Below are 15,036 nucleotides of genomic sequence, written 5' to 3' on the forward strand. Positions count from 1 at the left end.
AGTAATGTCGAAATCGTGATCCCCCTTCCGCGCCCGCGGTTGCTGGCCGCGGCCATGCTGATCGGCGCCGCGGCCGGGTTGCTGGCCGGGGTGGGATTCGCCGGGACGGCCCACGGGAGCGTGCGCCCGGCCTTCGCGCTCGCGTCGGTGGTCGGGATTCCCACCGCGGCCGGGCTGGTGACGATCCTGTTCTCCGGACGTCGGTGGGTAACGATGCTGGGCGCGTTCATGCTGTCGTTGGCGTCCGGCTGGTTCGGTGTGCTCGTCGCCCTCCAGGTGACCTCCCATGGCTGACGACGACACCCCGTCGAGCCCGGGCACCCAGTCTTGGAAGCCCGACTTCTCCGATTCCGACGAGGACACGGGGACGCAGTCCTGGGTGCCGGATTTCTCGGATGCCGACGGCGACGATGACGAGCCCGCAACCGCGGCGAAGGACGAGCCCGCGACGCCCGCGCCGGCCGCCGGCGAACAGGATGCCGGCGCCGAATCCGCCCTCACCCCGGTGCAACCGGTCACCGTTCCCGGGCGCTACCTCTACCTGAAGTGGTGGAAGCTGCTGCTGGTGACCCTCGGCGTGTGGTCGGTGGCCGCCGTCGTCGGGTTCGGCCTGTTCTATTGGTGGTATCACTCGGCCGACAACACCGCGGCGCTGTTCGCGGTGCTGGTGTACGTGGTGGCCTGCGCCGTCGCCGGCGTGCTGCTCGCGATGGTCGAGGGCAGGCCGCTGGTCTCGGCGCTGTCGCTGGCGGTGATGTCGGGGCCGTTCGCGTCCCTGGCCGCGGCGGCGCCCCTGGACGGCTACTACCACTGCGCGCGGGTGGGCCACTGCCTCCTCGGCCTCATTCCGTATTAACGCCCGACCGGGGCGGCCACTAGGGTAGGGCCGTGACCCATTTTGACGTCGTCGTCCTCGGGGCCGGTCCCGGCGGATATGTCGCAGCAATTCGCGCCGCACAGCTCGGCCTGAACACCGCAGTCGTCGAGCCCAAGTACTGGGGCGGAGTCTGCCTCAACGTCGGCTGCATCCCGTCCAAGGCGCTGCTCCGCAACGCCGAGCTGGTGCAGATCTTCACCAAAGAGGCCAAGACGTTCGGGATGAACGGCGAGGCGACCTTCGATTACGGCGCCGCCTTCGACCGCAGCCGCAAGGTGGCCGAGGGCCGGGTCGCGGGCGTGCACTTCTTGATGAAGAAGAACAAGATCACCGAGATCAACGGCTACGGCAGATTCACCGACGCCAACACGTTGTCCGTGGACCTCAACGACGGCGGGACCGAGACCGTCACGTTCGACAACGCCATCATCGCCACCGGCAGCAGCACCCGGCTGGTGCCCGGGACGTCGCTGTCGGCCAACGTGGTCACCTACGAAGAGCAGATACTGTCCCGCGAGCTGCCCGAATCGATCGTCATCGCCGGCGCCGGCGCGATCGGCATGGAGTTCGGCTACGTCCTGAAGAACTACGGCGTCGACGTGACCATCGTGGAGTTCCTGCCGCGCGCGCTGCCCAACGAGGACGCCGACGTCTCCAAGGAGATCGAGAAGCAGTTCAAGAAGCTGGGCATCAAGATCCTCACCGGAACCAAGGTCGAGTCCATCACCGACAACGGCTCCGAGGTCACCGTCGCCGTCAGCAAGGACGGCGACTCCCAAGAACTCAAGGCCGCGAAAGTGTTGCAGGCCATCGGTTTCGCGCCCAACGTCGAGGGCTATGGCCTGGAGAAGACCGGTGTGGCGCTCACCGACCGCAAGGCGATCGGGATCAACGACTACATGATCACCAGCGTGCCGCACATCTACGCCATCGGTGACGTGACCGGGAAGCTGATGCTCGCCCACGTGGCCGAGGCGATGGGGGTGGTGGCGGCCGAAACCATCGCCGGGGCAGAGACTTTGGCCCTGGGCGACTACCGGATGCTGCCGCGTGCGACGTTCTGCCAGCCCCAGGTGGCCAGCTTCGGGCTGACCGAGCAGCAGGCCCGCGACGAGGGCCACGACGTCGTGGTGGCCAAGTTCCCGTTCACCGCCAACGGCAAGGCGCACGGCCTGGGTGACCCCAGCGGCTTCGCGAAGCTGATCGCCGACGCGAAGCACCTCGAACTGCTGGGCGGCCACCTGATCGGCCACGACGTGTCCGAGCTGCTGCCCGAGCTGACGCTGGCGCAGAAGTGGGATTTGACCGCCACCGAGCTGGCGCGCAACGTGCACACCCACCCGACCATGTCCGAGGCGCTGCAGGAGTGCTTCCACGGCCTGGTCGGCCACATGATCAACTTCTGAGCCGGATGCGCAGCGACGTCGTTCTGGGGGCAGTCGGCGGCCTCGCCGCCGGCTACGTCCTGTGGCTGGCCGCCTATTCGATCGTCGACGACAACGCGGCGGTGGGGCGGTGGGCCCCAACGGTCTTGCTGCTGTCGCTGGCGCTGGCGGTCTGCGCCACGGCGTGGGCGTCGTTGCTGCGCCGCCGCCGGAAATACGCGTGGTCGGGGTTCGGGTTCGGGCTCTCCGTCCCGCCGTTGCTGCTGACCCTGGCCGTGCTCGCCAACGTCTACCTGTGACGGGCAGGGGCTAGCGCGGGTTGTCCAGCGGGATGTCCAGTGCCGCCATCGTCGCGGCGAGCCCGTCGTATTGGCTTGCCAGCAAGCAGAATTCGATCAGCTGACGCCGGTCGAGGTGTTCGGCGAGCTGCCGCCAGGTGGCGTCGGTGATGGTGCGGTCCTTGATGAACTCGTCCGTCGCCGCCAGCAGCGCCTGCTGCCGGACGGTCAGGCGCGCCTCGACACGGTCCAGCCGCTCGGGCCACGCGAAGATCGCGGCCTGCAGGTCCGCGTTCAGGCCCTGCTTGGCGGCCATCCGGCGATGGTGTTGCAGCTCGTATTCGCAGGCGCGCACATGCGCCACCCGCAGGATCACCAGCTCGGTGTCGACCGCCGGGAGCCGACCGCGCAGCACGCGCCCGCTGTACACGCTCCACGCCAAGAACAGCAACCGGTGCTGGCCCAGCGTGGTGAACAGGTGCATCTCGGGAGCCCGGACCGTGCGCGCGGCCAACTTCGCCAGCACCCAGTTGATCGGGCCCAATTCGCGGAACCGCCCCGACGGGATGCGGCCGACGGTGCTCACGGTTGCTTCACCAGATACGGGGACACCGTGCTGCGGTGCTCGTCCAGATCCAGCGCGCGCCCCAAGGCCGGGAACGCCCGCTGCGGGCAGTTGTCGCGTTCGCAGACCCGGCAGCCCGCGCCGATCGGGGTGGCGATATCACCCGACAAGTCGAGTCCTTCCGAGTAGACGAGCCGGTGCGCCTGGCGAAGCTCGCAGCCCAGCCCGATCGCGAAGGTTTTACCCGGCTGACCATACCGGGCGGCGCGGCGCTCCACGGTCCGGGCCACCCACATGTAGTTGCGGCCGTCGGGCATCTGGGCGATCTGGACGAGTATCTTGCCCGGGTTGGCGAACGTTTCGTACACGTTCCACAGCGGGCAGGTGCCGCCGCTGGAGGAGAAGTGAAAACCGGTGGCGGACTGGCGTTTTGACATGTTGCCCGCCCGGTCGACCCGGACGAAGGAGAACGGCACGCCGCGCATCGACGGCCGTTGCAGCGTCGAAAGCCGGTGCGCGATGGTCTCGTAGCTCACCGAGTAGAACGACGACAATCGCTCCACGTCGTAGCGGAAGTTCTCCGCGACGTCGTGGAATTGGCGGTAGGGCAGCACCGCCGCCGCGGCGAAGTAGTTGGCCAGCCCGAGGCGGGCCAACGTGTGCGACTCGTCGCTGGTGAACTTGCCCTCCTCCACCAGGTGATCGATGAGGTCGCCGTACTCGAGATAGGCGAGCTCGGCGGCCATCTTGAAGACCTGCTGACCCAGCGACAGGTGGTTGCTGATCTCCAGCGTTTTGGTTCCGGGGTCGTACCGGTGCAGCACCGTGTCGCCGAGATCGATGCGCCTGTTGATGTGCACCCCGTGCACCTCGGTCAGCCGGCGATTCAGCTCGCGGGCCAGGTCGCCGTGGTGCATCCGCATCTGGATCGTCAGGTCCTCGGCGGCGGTGTCCAGCTCGTGCAGGTAGTTCTGGCGCTGGTAGAAGTAGTCGCGCACCTCCTCGTGCGGCATGGTGATCGAGCCGGTGCCGCTGCCGTCCGTGTACCGCTCCTCGGTGGCGGCGGCCAGCTGCGCGGTGGTGATCCGATAGCGCCGGTGCAGGTTGACCACCGCGCGGGCCAGCGTGGGGTGGGCGCCGACCATCTCGGCCACCTCGGTCGGGTCGACGTCGATGTCCAGGTCGCGGTCCATGGTCACCTCACGCAGCTCGGCGACCAGCCGGGTGTCGTCCTGGGGGGCGAAAAAGGTCGCGTCCACGCCGAACACCTCGGTGATCCGCAGCAACACCGCCACCGTCAGGGGGCGGACGTCGTGCTCGATCTGGTTGAGGTAACTCGGGGAGATCTCGAGCATCTGGGCCAGGGCGGCCTGGGAGAACCCGCGCTCGTTGCGCAACTGGCGGACCCGTGAGCCCACGAAGGTCTTGGACACTTTACCCAGGGTACCGGCCCTGCTAAGCGAAGGTTGGCAGAGTTCGCAGCGGTCGGGTCCGCGTCGCGGTTGGTGTTTGGCCCAGGTCGTTGGCATGATTCGCAACGGAGGCCGCAGGGCTAGCCTGGGGTGCCCACGAGGAGGAAACGGGGAGCGAAGCCGTGAGCCTGGACAAAGAACTGATGCCGGTTCCCGACGGCCACCCCGATGTGTTCGATCGCGAATGGCCGCTGCGCGTGGCCGACATCGACCGCACGGGCCGGCTGCGGCTGGACGCGGCCGCGCGGCACATCCAGGACATCGGCCAGGACCAGCTGCGCGAGATGGGTTTCGAGGAGACGCACCCCCTGTGGATCGTCCGGCGCACCATGGTCGACCTGATCCGCCCGATCGAATTCCAGGACATGCTGCGGTGCCGGCGCTGGTGTTCGGGCACCTCCAACCGGTGGTGCGAGATGCGGGTCCGCGTCGACGGCCGCAAGGGGGGGCTGATCGAGTCCGAGGCGTTCTGGATCAACATCAACCGGGAGACCCAGATGCCGTCGCGCATCTCCGACGACTTCCTGGCGGGGCTGCACAAGACGACGTCCGTCGACCGGCTGCGGTGGAAGGCCTACCTGAAGCCGGGCAGCCGCGACGATGCGGTCGAGATCCACGAGTTTCCCGTCCGCGTCACCGATATCGACTTGTTCGACCACATGAACAACTCGGTGTACTGGAGCGTGATCGAGGACTACCTGGCGTCTCACCTGGCGCTGATGGCGCGGCCGCTGCGCATCACCATCGAGCACGAGGCGCCGGTGGCGCTGGGCGACAAGCTGGAGATCATCTCGCACATCCATCCGGCCGGCTCGACCGAACAGTTCGGACCCGGGCTCACGGATCGGCCTGTTACAACGCTCACATATGCGGTCGGCGACGAGACCAAAGCGGTCGCCGCCCTGTTCAATCGCTAACCGGACAAGCGTCCCATTAATTTGCGGGCTGACCTGCGGATTCCGGTTACCGGCGGGTAGTTTCTGAAACGGTTCAGTTTCCGTTCATCTTCGCAAGATTTGCTAATTCCCGCCGAGTCGTGGCCGAAATTGGCAAATGAAACGTGTGGACCTGCGTCAACAGCTGTGCCATCGTCGAGTTAGCACACCAGCGAAGTTGAGCCTCTAGCTGCCGCTGGTGCAGCGTTCACCAACTCAGTAGTGAAGATCGTTAAGGAGCATGCGCAATGTCTGCCGTTGGCACCCCCAAGAGCGCCGAAGAGATCCAGAAGGACTGGGACACCAACCCGCGTTGGAAGGACGTCAGCCGTACCTACACCGCCACGGACGTCGTCGCCCTGCAGGGCAGCGTCGTCGAGGAGCACACGCTGGCCCGCCGCGGCGCCGAGGTGCTCTGGGAGCAGCTGCACGACCTGGAGTACATCAACGCCCTCGGTGCCCTGACCGGCAACATGGCCGTGCAGCAGGTGCGCGCCGGCCTGAAGGCCATCTACCTGTCCGGGTGGCAGGTCGCCGGTGACGCCAACCTGTCCGGCCACACCTACCCCGACCAGAGCCTGTACCCGGCCAACTCGGTGCCGCAGGTCATCCGTCGTATCAACAACGCGCTGCTGCGCGCCGACGAGATCGCCCGGGTCGAGGGCGACACCTCGGTGGAGAACTGGCTGGCGCCGATCGTCGCCGACGGCGAGGCCGGCTTCGGTGGCGCGCTGAACGTGTACGAGCTTCAGAAGGCAATGATCGCCGCAGGCGTCGCGGGGTCGCACTGGGAAGATCAGCTGGCTTCGGAGAAGAAGTGCGGCCACCTCGGTGGCAAGGTGCTGATCCCGACTCAGCAGCACATCCGCACCCTGACCTCGGCGCGTCTGGCCGCCGACGTCGCCGGCGTGCCGACGGTCGTGATCGCCCGAACCGACGCCGAGGCGGCCACCCTGATCACCTCCGACGTCGACGAGCGCGACCAGCCGTTCATCACCGGTGAGCGGACCAAGGAAGGCTTCTACCGCGTCAAGAACGGCCTCGAGCCGTGCATCGCTCGGGCCAAGGCCTACGCGCCGTACTCCGACCTGATCTGGATGGAGACCGGAACCCCGGACCTCGAGCTCGCGGCCAAGTTCGCCGAGGGCGTCAAGTCCGAGTTCCCCGACCAGATGCTGGCCTACAACTGCTCGCCTTCCTTCAACTGGAAGAAGCACCTGGACGACTCCACCATCGCGAAGTTCCAAAAAGAGCTCGGCGCAATGGGATTCAAGTTCCAGTTCATCACGCTGGCCGGCTTCCACGCGCTGAACTACTCGATGTTCGATCTGGCCTACGGCTACGCCCGCAACCAGATGACCGCGTACGTGGAGCTGCAGGAGCGCGAGTTCGCCGCCGAGGAGCGCGGTTACACCGCGACCAAGCACCAGCGCGAGGTCGGTGCGGGTTACTTCGACCGCATCGCGACCACGGTTGACCCCACCTCGTCGACCACCGCGCTGACCGGCTCGACCGAAGAGGGTCAGTTCCACTGAGGACGAGCTGAGCAGGCGCAAGATCGCACGGCTGCGATCCAGATCGTGCGAGTCTGCGTCTACTCGCCGTGAAGTAGCATTGGCCCCGCCCAGCGAACCTGGGCGGGGCCTATTGCGGTGCAAGACGATACGAAACCGAAAGAGATGACAGTGAGCGACGCAGCGATTCAGCGGGTAGGGGTTGTCGGGGCCGGCCAGATGGGGTCGGGCATCGCCGAAGTCTCGGTGCGCGCCGGTGTCGACGTGACGGTGTTCGAGACCACCGAGGCGTTGATCACGGCCGGACGTAACCGCATCGTGAAGTCGCTGGAGCGGGGCGTCAGCGCGGGCAAGGTCACCGAGCGGGAGCGCGACCGCGCGCTGAGCAAGCTCACCTTCACCACCGACCTGAAGGACCTCGCCGACCGGCAACTGGTCATCGAGGCGATCGTCGAGGACGAGGCCGTCAAGGCGGAGATCTTCGCCGAACTGGACCGCGCCATCGGCGATCCGGACGCGGTCCTGGCGTCCAACACTTCCAGCATTCCGATCATGAAGATCGCTGCGGCAACCAAGAATCCGCAGCGGGTGCTGGGCCTGCACTTCTTCAACCCGGTGCCGGTGCTCCCGCTGGTCGAGCTGGTCAGCACGCTGGTCACCGACGAAGCCGCCGCCGCCCGCACCGAGGAATTCGCGAGCGCGGTCCTGGGCAAGCAGGTCGTGCGCTGTTCCGACCGGTCGGGCTTTGTCGTGAACGCGCTGTTGGTTCCCTACCTGCTGTCCGCAATTCGTATGGTGGAGGCCGGTTTTGCCACCATCGAAGATGTCGACAAGGCCGTTGTCGCCGGGCTCTCACACCCGATGGGGCCGCTGCGGCTGTCCGATCTCGTCGGCCTGGACACCCTGAAGCTGATCGCGGACAAGATGTTCGAGGAATTCAAGGAACCGCAGTACGGCCCGCCGCCGCTGCTGTTGCGCATGGTGGAGGCGGGCCGGCTCGGTAAGAAAACGGGTCAGGGCTTTTACACGTACTGACGCCCCGGCGGCGGTCGTGGCCGGTGTCGTGATGGCCCATTGACCGCATATGACAGCCCCGTGTGGTTCAGTTATTATTCTCGCGTTCAATAACGAAAGGACATTCGGGCGAATCCATGACTACGTTGAGGCCGTTCTACGAAGAGTCGCAATCTATCTATGACATTTCGGATGAATTTTTCGCGTTATTCCTAGACCCGACCATGGGCTACACCTGCGCATTCTTCGAGCGAGACGACATGACGCTGGAAGAAGCCCAAAATGCGAAGTTCGACCTGGCGCTGAAAAAGCTGGACCTCGAGCCCGGAATGACCCTGCTCGATATCGGTTGCGGCTGGGGCGGGGCGATGAAGCGGGCGGTCGAGAAGTTCGACGTCAACGTAATCGGAATCACGCTGAGCCGCAACCAGTTTGAGTACAGCAAAGCCAAGCTGGCGGCGATTCCCACCGGCCGCAACGTCGAGGTGCGGCTGCAGGGGTGGGAAGAATTCGAGGACAAGGTCGACCGAATTGTCACCATCGGCGCCTTCGAAGCGTTCAAGATGGAGCGTTACGCCGCGTTCTTTGAACGTGCCCACAGCATCCTTCCGAACGATGGCCGGATGCTTCTACACACAATTTTGACGTATCACTGGCAAGAGATGCCCGCACGCGGCATCAAGCTGACGATGAGCGATGTGCGATTCGCGCGATTCATCGGCAAAGAGATTTTCCCAGGCGGACAGCTGCCGACGCAGGAGGACATTTTCACGTTCGCGCAGGCCGCCGGCTTCTCGGTGGAAAAGGTGCAGCTACTGCGCGAGCATTACGAGCGGACGCTCAACCTTTGGGCGGCCAACCTGGAAGCCAACAAGGACAAGGCAATCGCCATCCAGTCACAAGAGGTCTACGACCGCTATATGCACTACCTGACTGGATGCGAGAACTTTTTCCGCAAAGGGATCAGCAACGTGGGGCAATTCACGTTGGTGAAGTGAGCCGCTGACTACTTCTCGAGCGTGAACTGGTCGACGTCGGTGTAACCCTGGCGGAACAGCTTCGCGCAACCGGTCAGGTACTTCATGTATCGGTCGTAGACCTCTTGTGACTGGATGGCGATGGCCTCTTCGCGATTGGCCTCGAGGGCGATCGCCCACATCTCCAGGGTCCGCGCGTAGTGCAGCTGCAGCGAGTGGACCCGAGTCAGTTCGAAGCCGGCCGTCACCGCGTACTCTCCGACGGTCTGAGGCGTCGGCAGCCAGCCGCCCGGGAAGATCTCGGTCAAGATGAATTGCGAGAAGTGCACGATCTCGTGGGTCAGCGTCATGCCGCGCGCCCGGGCGTCCTTGAAGGACGGACGAACGATGGTGTGCAGCAACATCACACCGTCGGACGGCAGGGCCTGGTAGGCCATCTTGAAAAAGCGGCCGTAGCGCTGACGGCCGAAGTGCTCGAACGCGCCGATGGAGACGATGCGGTCGACGGGCTCGTGGAACTTCTCCCAACCCTCCAACAGCACCCGCCGGGTGCGGGGGGTGTCCATCTCGTCGAACGTCCTCTGCACATGCTCGGCTTGGTTCTCCGACAACGTCAGGCCCACGACGTTCACGTCGTACTTCTCGATGGCCCGTCGCATGGTGGCACCCCAGCCGCAGCCGATGTCGAGCAGCGTCATCCCCGGCTCGAGCTTCAGCTTGCCCAGCGCCAGGTCGATCTTGGCGAGCTGCGCCTCTTCCAGGGTCATGTCGTCACGTTCGAAGTAGGCGCAGCTGTATGTCTGGGTGGGGTCCAGGAATAACCGGAAGAAGTCGTCGGACAAGTCGTAGTGGGCTTGCACGTTGCCGAAGTGCGGTGTGAGCTGCACGGACATGTCGAAAAGAGCCTTTCGTTAATGCGGAGGCAGGGATGGCCAGCCGGCACGACGCGACCACGACGCGACCCTGCGTCACCCCCGATGCATCCCCTGCATGCTAGTCGCTGCGGCGATGCACGTCGTTCTCCCTAGCGCGTCATAAGCGTCACACGGGACGAGCCGAAATGACAAAAAGGACCAGCTGCGGCTGCGTTCGGGAGCCGATCTAGAGCGCGGACTGATCCGCCTCCTCCCGGGGCGGGACGATCGGCGACGGATGCGGCTCTTCCCGGAACTTCTCCAGCGATCCGCCGACCTCGACGATGCCCTTGAGCGCGTTCCAGCTCAGCATCGTCAGGTAGTCGATCAACTCGTCGCGGCTCATGCGCGGGGACGACATCCACGAGTGCGTCGCCAGCTGCACCCCGCCGACGATCAGGTAGGCCCACGGCTCCGCGCCGCCGGTGTCCATGCCGGCCTGCTGCATGCGGCGCCGCATCATCACCGCGAGCATGCGGGCGATGATCCGCTCGGAGTCGGCGATCACCTTGCTCTTGCTGGCCGAACTGTTGGACATCACAAAGCGATACGGCTCGGGCTCGGACGCGACGGTATCGACGTACACCCGGATGACCTCGCGGGCCAGGTCGAACCCGTCCAGGTTGGACGTCAGCGCCGCGGCCATGTTGGGAATCAGGGTGGTCTGGGTGAACCGCATCATCACGGCGGTGGTCAGGTCGTTCTTGTCGACGAAATAGCGATACAGCACCGTCTTGGAAACCCCGATCTCCGCGGCGATGTCATCCATGCTCAGGGTGCCGCCGCGCCGCCGAATCGCGTCGATCGTGCCGTCTACCAACTCGTTACGGCGCTCCACCTTGTGTTGGTGCCAGCGCCGCTTGCGACCATCCGTCTTGGCCGCCGCAGCCAATGTTCGCTCTGCCACTGTCGCCGATATCCCATTCACTAGACGCACTCGATACTACGGCGTGCGGGCCTGCTTGGGGCTTCGACCGCGCCCCCGGGGAGGGCCGCGCGAACAGTGTCGTCACACTAATCGGCCGGGACGATAGATGATGGAGAGGTGGTACACAGGGCCTCGCCCCGAGGCGAAGCGTCGGGTCCGCGCGCGGCCGGGCCGAAGTCGACGACACCGTTGACCGAAACCGGGCGCTCACACCCGTCGCTGGCCGAATCCTTCGCCGGTGCCGATCCGCAGGCCGACGCGGAGCGCCGGGTGGCGCTGCGCCGGATGAAGGCGGTGGCGCTGGGCTTCCTGGTCGGGGCGACCGTCCTGTTCCTCGGGTGCCGCTGGGCGCAGGCCCACGCCCACCTGGGCGCCTGGGTCGGCTACGTCGGCGCCGCCGCGGAGGCCGGAATGGTGGGCGCGCTGGCCGACTGGTTCGCGGTGACGGCGCTGTTCAGGCACCCGCTGGGCATCCCGATCCCCCACACCGCGATCATCAAGCGCAAGAAGGATCAGCTCGGCGAGGGCCTGGGCACCTTCGTGCGGGAAAACTTTCTGTCGCCGCCGGTGGTCGAGACCAAGCTGCGCGACGCCCAGGTGCCCGGACGGCTCGGCAAGTGGCTGTCGGAGGCGGCGCACGCGGAGCGGGTGGCCGGCGAGACGGCGACGGTGCTGCGGGTGCTGGTCGAGCTGCTGCGCGACGACGACGTCCAGCACGTGATCGACCGGATGATCGTGCGGCGCATCGCCGAGCCGCAGTGGGGTCCGCCGGTCGGAAGGGTATTGGGGACCCTGCTGGCCGAGAACCGGCAGGAGGCGTTGATCCAGCTGCTCGCCGACCGGGCCTTCCAGTGGTCGCTGAACGCCGGGGAGGTCATCCAGCGGGTGGTCGAGCGCGACTCGCCGACCTGGTCGCCGCGCTTCGTCGACCACCTGGTCGGCGACCGCATCCACCGTGAGCTGATGGATTTCACCGACAAGGTACGGCGCAATCCCGATCACGAGCTGCGCCGGTCGGCCACCCGTTTCCTGTTCGACTTCGCCGACGACCTGCAGAACGACGCGGACACCATCGCGCGCGCCGATGCCGTCAAAGAGCAGCTGATGGCGCGCGACGAGATCGCCAACGCCGCCGCGGCGGCCTGGAAGACGCTCAAACGCCTGGTGCTCGAGGGCGTGGACGACCCGTCCAGCACGCTGCGCACCCGCATCGCCGACACGGTGGTCCGGATCGGGGAGTCGCTGCGCGACGACGCCGACCTGCGCGACAAGGTGGACAACTGGATCGTGCGCGCCGCCCAGCACCTGGTCTCGCAATACGGGGTGGAGATCACGGCGATCATCACCGACACCATCGAGCGCTGGGACGCCGAGGAGGCCAGCCGGCGCATCGAGCTGCACGTGGGCCGTGACCTGCAGTTCATCCGGATCAACGGGACGGTGGTGGGGTCCCTGGCGGGCCTGGCGATCTACGCCGTCGCGCAGCTGTTTTTCTAGTAGTGCTAACAAGTGCTTGCAATAGCAAGCACTTGTAGTAGGCTGAGGCCGTCACGATCGTCAGACCAAGGAGCACGCGATGGCGCCCGAGGAGAAGCTCTCCGCCAAGGTGTCCAACGCCGCCTCCGACATGGCCTCCGACATCGGTAGTTTCATCCGGAGCCAGCGCGAACTCGCGCAGGTCTCGGTGCGCCAGCTCGCCGAGAAGTCCGGGGTCAGCAATCCGTATCTGAGCCAGGTGGAGCGTGGATTGCGTAAGCCGTCCGCCGACGTGCTCAACCAGATCGCCAAGGCGCTGCGGGTTTCCGCCGAGGTGCTCTACGTGCGGGCCGGGATCCTCGAGCCCAGCGACAAGAGCCAGGTGCGCGACGCGATTATCACCGATACCGCGATCACCGAGCGCCAAAAGCAGGTGCTGCTCGACATCTACACCTCCTTCACCCAACAAAACGAATCCAGCGAGTCAAGCGACGAGGAGTGTTCAACCGAACTCAACGGCTAGTCCTACCCAGGGGCAAGCCTCCGCCGGCCGCCGGCCAGAGGGAGAACTCGCCTCACGTTTCACCGCAACACCCAAGAACGCCCACAACGGAAAACCATGAAAGGAAAAACCATGGCGGACAACACCAACATCGAAGACTTGAGGGCCCCCCTCTTGGCAGCCCTCGGTGCGGCAGACCTGGCTCTGGCGACGGTCAACGAATTGATCGCCAACCTGCGTGACCGCGCCGAAGAGACCCGCGCGGACACCCGCAGCCGGGTGGAGGAGAGCCGCGCCCGCCTGACCAAGTTGCAGGAGGACCTGCCCGAGCAGCTGGGCGAGCTCCGCGAGCGCTTCACCAGCGAGGAATTGCGCAAGGCGGCCGAGGGCTACCTGGACGCCGCGACCAACCGCTACAACGAGCTCGTCGAGCGGGGCGAGGCCGCCCTGCAGCGGCTGCGCAGCCAGACCGGCCTGGACGACGCCTCCGCGCGCGCCGAGGGCTACGTGGACCAGGCCGTCGAGCTGACCCAGGAGGCGCTGGGCACCGTCGCATCGCAGACCCGCGCGGTCGGTGAGCGCGCGGCCAAGCTGGTCGGCATCGAGCTGCCCAAGAAGTCCGACGAGGCGGCCCAGAAGGCTCAGAAGGCCGTCGCGAAGAAGGCGCCCGCCAAGAAGGCTCCGGCCAAGAAGGCTCCGGCCAAGAAGGCGTCCGCCAAGAAGGTCACCCAGAAGTAAGTCAGGACGTCGGCTCGGAGTTGCCCCCGGGTAACTCTGAGTCGACGTTTGGGATGGCGCCCGCATACGCTTAAGGCGTGAGCCATCTCGTGGGTACCGTCATGTTGGTCTTGCAGATCGCCGTCTTGGTCACGGCGGTATACGCGTTCGTGCACGCAGCGCTGCAGCGGCCCGACGCTTACACCGCCGCCGACAAGCTGACCAAGCCGGTGTGGCTAGTGATCCTCGGTCTGGCTGTTGCCCTGACATCCATCCTGAGTTTTGTTTTCGGGGTACTCGGGATGGCTATCGCCGCGTGCGCGGCTGGCGTGTATCTGGTCGATGTGCGGCCGAAACTCCTGGAAATTCAAGGTAAGTCGCGCTAGCGGGATGAGGGCCCTGCTGACGGCGCCGGCCGCGGTGGTCGTCGCGCTGTGGGGCCCGGCCCCCACCGGGGCGGCGGACCCGGCCTCGACGTCACCGCCGTTCATCGACCACACCGCGTGGGCGCAGTGGCACGGCCTGAGCAGCCTGCGGGTCTTCCCGACACCGTCGGGCCGGCTGGCGTCGCGCCAGCAGGGGAACGCGGCCCTCGCCGACGAGGCGTGGGGCGAGGTGTTGGCGCTGTCGCCGGATGCCGACACCGCGGGCATGCGGGCCCAGTTCAGCTGTCACTGGCAGTTCGCCGAACTGGCGGAGCCCGGCAAGGCCAGCTGGAACCTGGAGCCGTGGCGCCCCGTCGTCGACGATGCCGAAATGGTTGCGTCCGGATGCAACCCGGGCGGACCCGAGGAAAGGTTCTAGTGGCCAGCAAACACACCCGCTCCCAGCTGGCGGCGATGGTCGACCACACCCTGCTCAAGCCCGAGGCCACCGAGGCCGACGTCGCCGCCCTGGTGGCCGAGGCCGTCGAGTTGGGCGCCTACGCGGTGTGCGTCTCGCCGTCGATGGTCCCGGTCGCCGTGGGAGCCGGGGGAGGCCTCCCGGTGGCGAGCGTGGCGGGTTTCCCGTCGGGAAAGCACATTTCGGCGGTCAAGGCGCATGAGGCCGAACACGCGGTGGCGGCCGGGGCGGCCGAGGTCGACATGGTCATCGACATCGGCGCCGCGCTGGCCGGGAACATCGATGCGGTGCGGGCCGATATCGCGGCCGTGCGCGCCGCCGTGCCCGGCGCCGTGCTCAAGGTGATCGTGGAGTCGGCGGTGCTGTTGTCGGGGACGGACGAACGCACGCTGGTGCGGGTGTGTCAGGCGGCCGAGGACGCCGGCGCCGACTTCGTCAAGACGTCGACCGGGTTCCACCCCGCGGGCGGCGCCTCGGTGCGCGCGGTCACCGTGATGAGCCAGACCGTCGGCGGCCGGCTGGGGGTCAAGGCCAGCGGGGGCATCCGCGACGCCGCCGCCGCGCTGGCGATGCTGGACGCCGGCGCCACCCGGCTCGGCCTGTCCGGCACCCGGGCGGTGCTCGACGGGCTCGCTTAGA

Annotated in this window: 18 protein-coding genes; 14 read left to right on the forward strand and 4 right to left on the reverse strand. The window is 66.4% G+C overall.

Going from position 1 to position 15,036, the window contains the following annotated elements; genetic code table 11:
* The first annotated feature begins 15 nt into the window (after positions 1–15).
* From G6N37_RS22865 to G6N37_RS22880, 4 genes are read left to right on the forward strand one after another with little or no spacing between them, the layout of a single operon-like run.
* Positions 16–294, forward strand: coding sequence for a putative holin (locus G6N37_RS22865; protein WP_174813876.1), 279 nt, complete (start codon positions 16–18; stop codon positions 292–294).
* Positions 287–856 carry a hypothetical protein gene (locus tag G6N37_RS22870; protein ID WP_163683676.1) on the forward strand — a complete coding sequence of 190 codons (570 nt, stop codon included), beginning with the start codon at positions 287–289 and terminating at the stop codon, positions 854–856. The genes G6N37_RS22865 and G6N37_RS22870 overlap by 8 nt, the downstream gene beginning before the upstream one ends.
* 32 nt (positions 857–888) lie before the next feature.
* Positions 889–2,283 (forward strand): dihydrolipoyl dehydrogenase, encoded by a 1,395-nt coding sequence (lpdA, locus tag G6N37_RS22875; protein ID WP_163683677.1) that lies wholly within the window; start codon positions 889–891, stop codon positions 2,281–2,283.
* Positions 2,284–2,288: 5 nt separating this feature from the next.
* On the forward strand, positions 2,289–2,561 hold the full coding sequence (locus G6N37_RS22880) for a hypothetical protein (protein WP_163683678.1): 273 nt from the start codon (positions 2,289–2,291) through the stop codon (positions 2,559–2,561).
* A 10-nt stretch (positions 2,562–2,571) separates the two neighbouring features.
* On the opposite strand, the gene G6N37_RS22885 is transcribed toward G6N37_RS22880, so the two are convergent.
* The gene (locus G6N37_RS22885) at positions 2,572–3,126 is read right to left on the reverse strand and encodes a carboxymuconolactone decarboxylase family protein (protein WP_163683679.1); all 555 of its coding nucleotides are present in this window, start codon (positions 3,124–3,126) and stop codon (positions 2,572–2,574) included.
* Positions 3,123–4,538 carry an acetate metabolism transcriptional regulator RamB gene (ramB, locus tag G6N37_RS22890; RefSeq protein WP_163683680.1) on the reverse strand — a complete coding sequence of 472 codons (1,416 nt, stop codon included), beginning with the start codon at positions 4,536–4,538 and terminating at the stop codon, positions 3,123–3,125. The genes G6N37_RS22885 and ramB overlap by 4 nt, the downstream gene beginning before the upstream one ends.
* A gap of 161 nt (positions 4,539–4,699) precedes the next feature.
* On the opposite strand from ramB, the gene G6N37_RS22895 reads away from it, so the two are divergent.
* The 4 genes from G6N37_RS22895 to G6N37_RS22910 all read left to right on the forward strand — a co-directional run bounded on the left by G6N37_RS22895 (position 4,700) and on the right by G6N37_RS22910 (position 9,038).
* Complete coding sequence (locus G6N37_RS22895; protein ID WP_163683681.1) at positions 4,700–5,494, forward strand: acyl-[acyl-carrier-protein] thioesterase; 795 nt, start codon at positions 4,700–4,702, stop codon at positions 5,492–5,494.
* A 266-nt stretch (positions 5,495–5,760) separates the two neighbouring features.
* The gene (gene aceA / locus G6N37_RS22900; RefSeq protein WP_163683682.1) at positions 5,761–7,047 is read left to right on the forward strand and encodes an isocitrate lyase; all 1,287 of its coding nucleotides are present in this window, start codon (positions 5,761–5,763) and stop codon (positions 7,045–7,047) included.
* A 150-nt stretch (positions 7,048–7,197) separates the two neighbouring features.
* On the forward strand, positions 7,198–8,061 hold the full coding sequence (locus G6N37_RS22905) for a 3-hydroxybutyryl-CoA dehydrogenase (RefSeq protein ID WP_142274991.1): 864 nt from the start codon (positions 7,198–7,200) through the stop codon (positions 8,059–8,061).
* A 116-nt stretch (positions 8,062–8,177) separates the two neighbouring features.
* Positions 8,178–9,038: a cyclopropane mycolic acid synthase family methyltransferase gene (locus G6N37_RS22910; protein WP_163683683.1), complete on the forward strand. Its 861-nt coding sequence runs from the start codon at positions 8,178–8,180 to the stop codon at positions 9,036–9,038.
* Positions 9,039–9,046: 8 nt separating this feature from the next.
* Here G6N37_RS22910 and pcaA read toward each other — a convergent pair whose 3' ends face one another.
* Together pcaA and G6N37_RS22920 are read right to left on the reverse strand one after the other, a co-directional pair.
* Positions 9,047–9,910, reverse strand: coding sequence for a cyclopropane mycolic acid synthase PcaA (gene pcaA / locus G6N37_RS22915; protein ID WP_163683684.1), 864 nt, complete (start codon positions 9,908–9,910; stop codon positions 9,047–9,049).
* 208 nt (positions 9,911–10,118) lie between these two features.
* Positions 10,119–10,838 (reverse strand): TetR/AcrR family transcriptional regulator, encoded by a 720-nt coding sequence (locus G6N37_RS22920; RefSeq protein WP_163683685.1) that lies wholly within the window; start codon positions 10,836–10,838, stop codon positions 10,119–10,121.
* A 210-nt stretch (positions 10,839–11,048) separates the two neighbouring features.
* Here G6N37_RS22920 and G6N37_RS22925 point away from each other — a divergent pair, with 210 nt between their 5' ends.
* From G6N37_RS22925 to deoC, 6 genes are all read left to right on the forward strand, one after another.
* On the forward strand, positions 11,049–12,356 hold the full coding sequence (locus G6N37_RS22925) for a DUF445 domain-containing protein (RefSeq protein WP_163683686.1): 1,308 nt from the start codon (positions 11,049–11,051) through the stop codon (positions 12,354–12,356).
* Positions 12,357–12,435: 79 nt separating this feature from the next.
* Positions 12,436–12,858: a helix-turn-helix domain-containing protein gene (locus tag G6N37_RS22930; protein WP_163683687.1), complete on the forward strand. Its 423-nt coding sequence runs from the start codon at positions 12,436–12,438 to the stop codon at positions 12,856–12,858.
* A gap of 111 nt (positions 12,859–12,969) precedes the next feature.
* Positions 12,970–13,575, forward strand: a complete 606-nt coding sequence (locus G6N37_RS22935) for a heparin-binding hemagglutinin (protein ID WP_163683688.1) — start codon at positions 12,970–12,972, stop codon at positions 13,573–13,575.
* A gap of 77 nt (positions 13,576–13,652) precedes the next feature.
* Positions 13,653–13,940 carry a DUF2516 family protein gene (locus G6N37_RS22940; protein WP_040621261.1) on the forward strand — a complete coding sequence of 96 codons (288 nt, stop codon included), beginning with the start codon at positions 13,653–13,655 and terminating at the stop codon, positions 13,938–13,940.
* Positions 13,941–13,944: 4 nt separating this feature from the next.
* Positions 13,945–14,358, forward strand: coding sequence for a DUF2599 domain-containing protein (locus G6N37_RS22945; protein WP_163683689.1), 414 nt, complete (start codon positions 13,945–13,947; stop codon positions 14,356–14,358).
* Positions 14,325–15,035, forward strand: coding sequence for a deoxyribose-phosphate aldolase (gene deoC, locus G6N37_RS22950; protein WP_276066473.1), 711 nt, complete (start codon positions 14,325–14,327; stop codon positions 15,033–15,035). The genes G6N37_RS22945 and deoC overlap by 34 nt, the downstream gene beginning before the upstream one ends.
* Position 15,036 lies beyond the last annotated feature (1 nt).

It is taken from the genome of Mycobacterium seoulense, from assembly GCF_010731595.1.
Lineage (GTDB): Bacteria > Actinomycetota > Actinomycetes > Mycobacteriales > Mycobacteriaceae > Mycobacterium > Mycobacterium seoulense.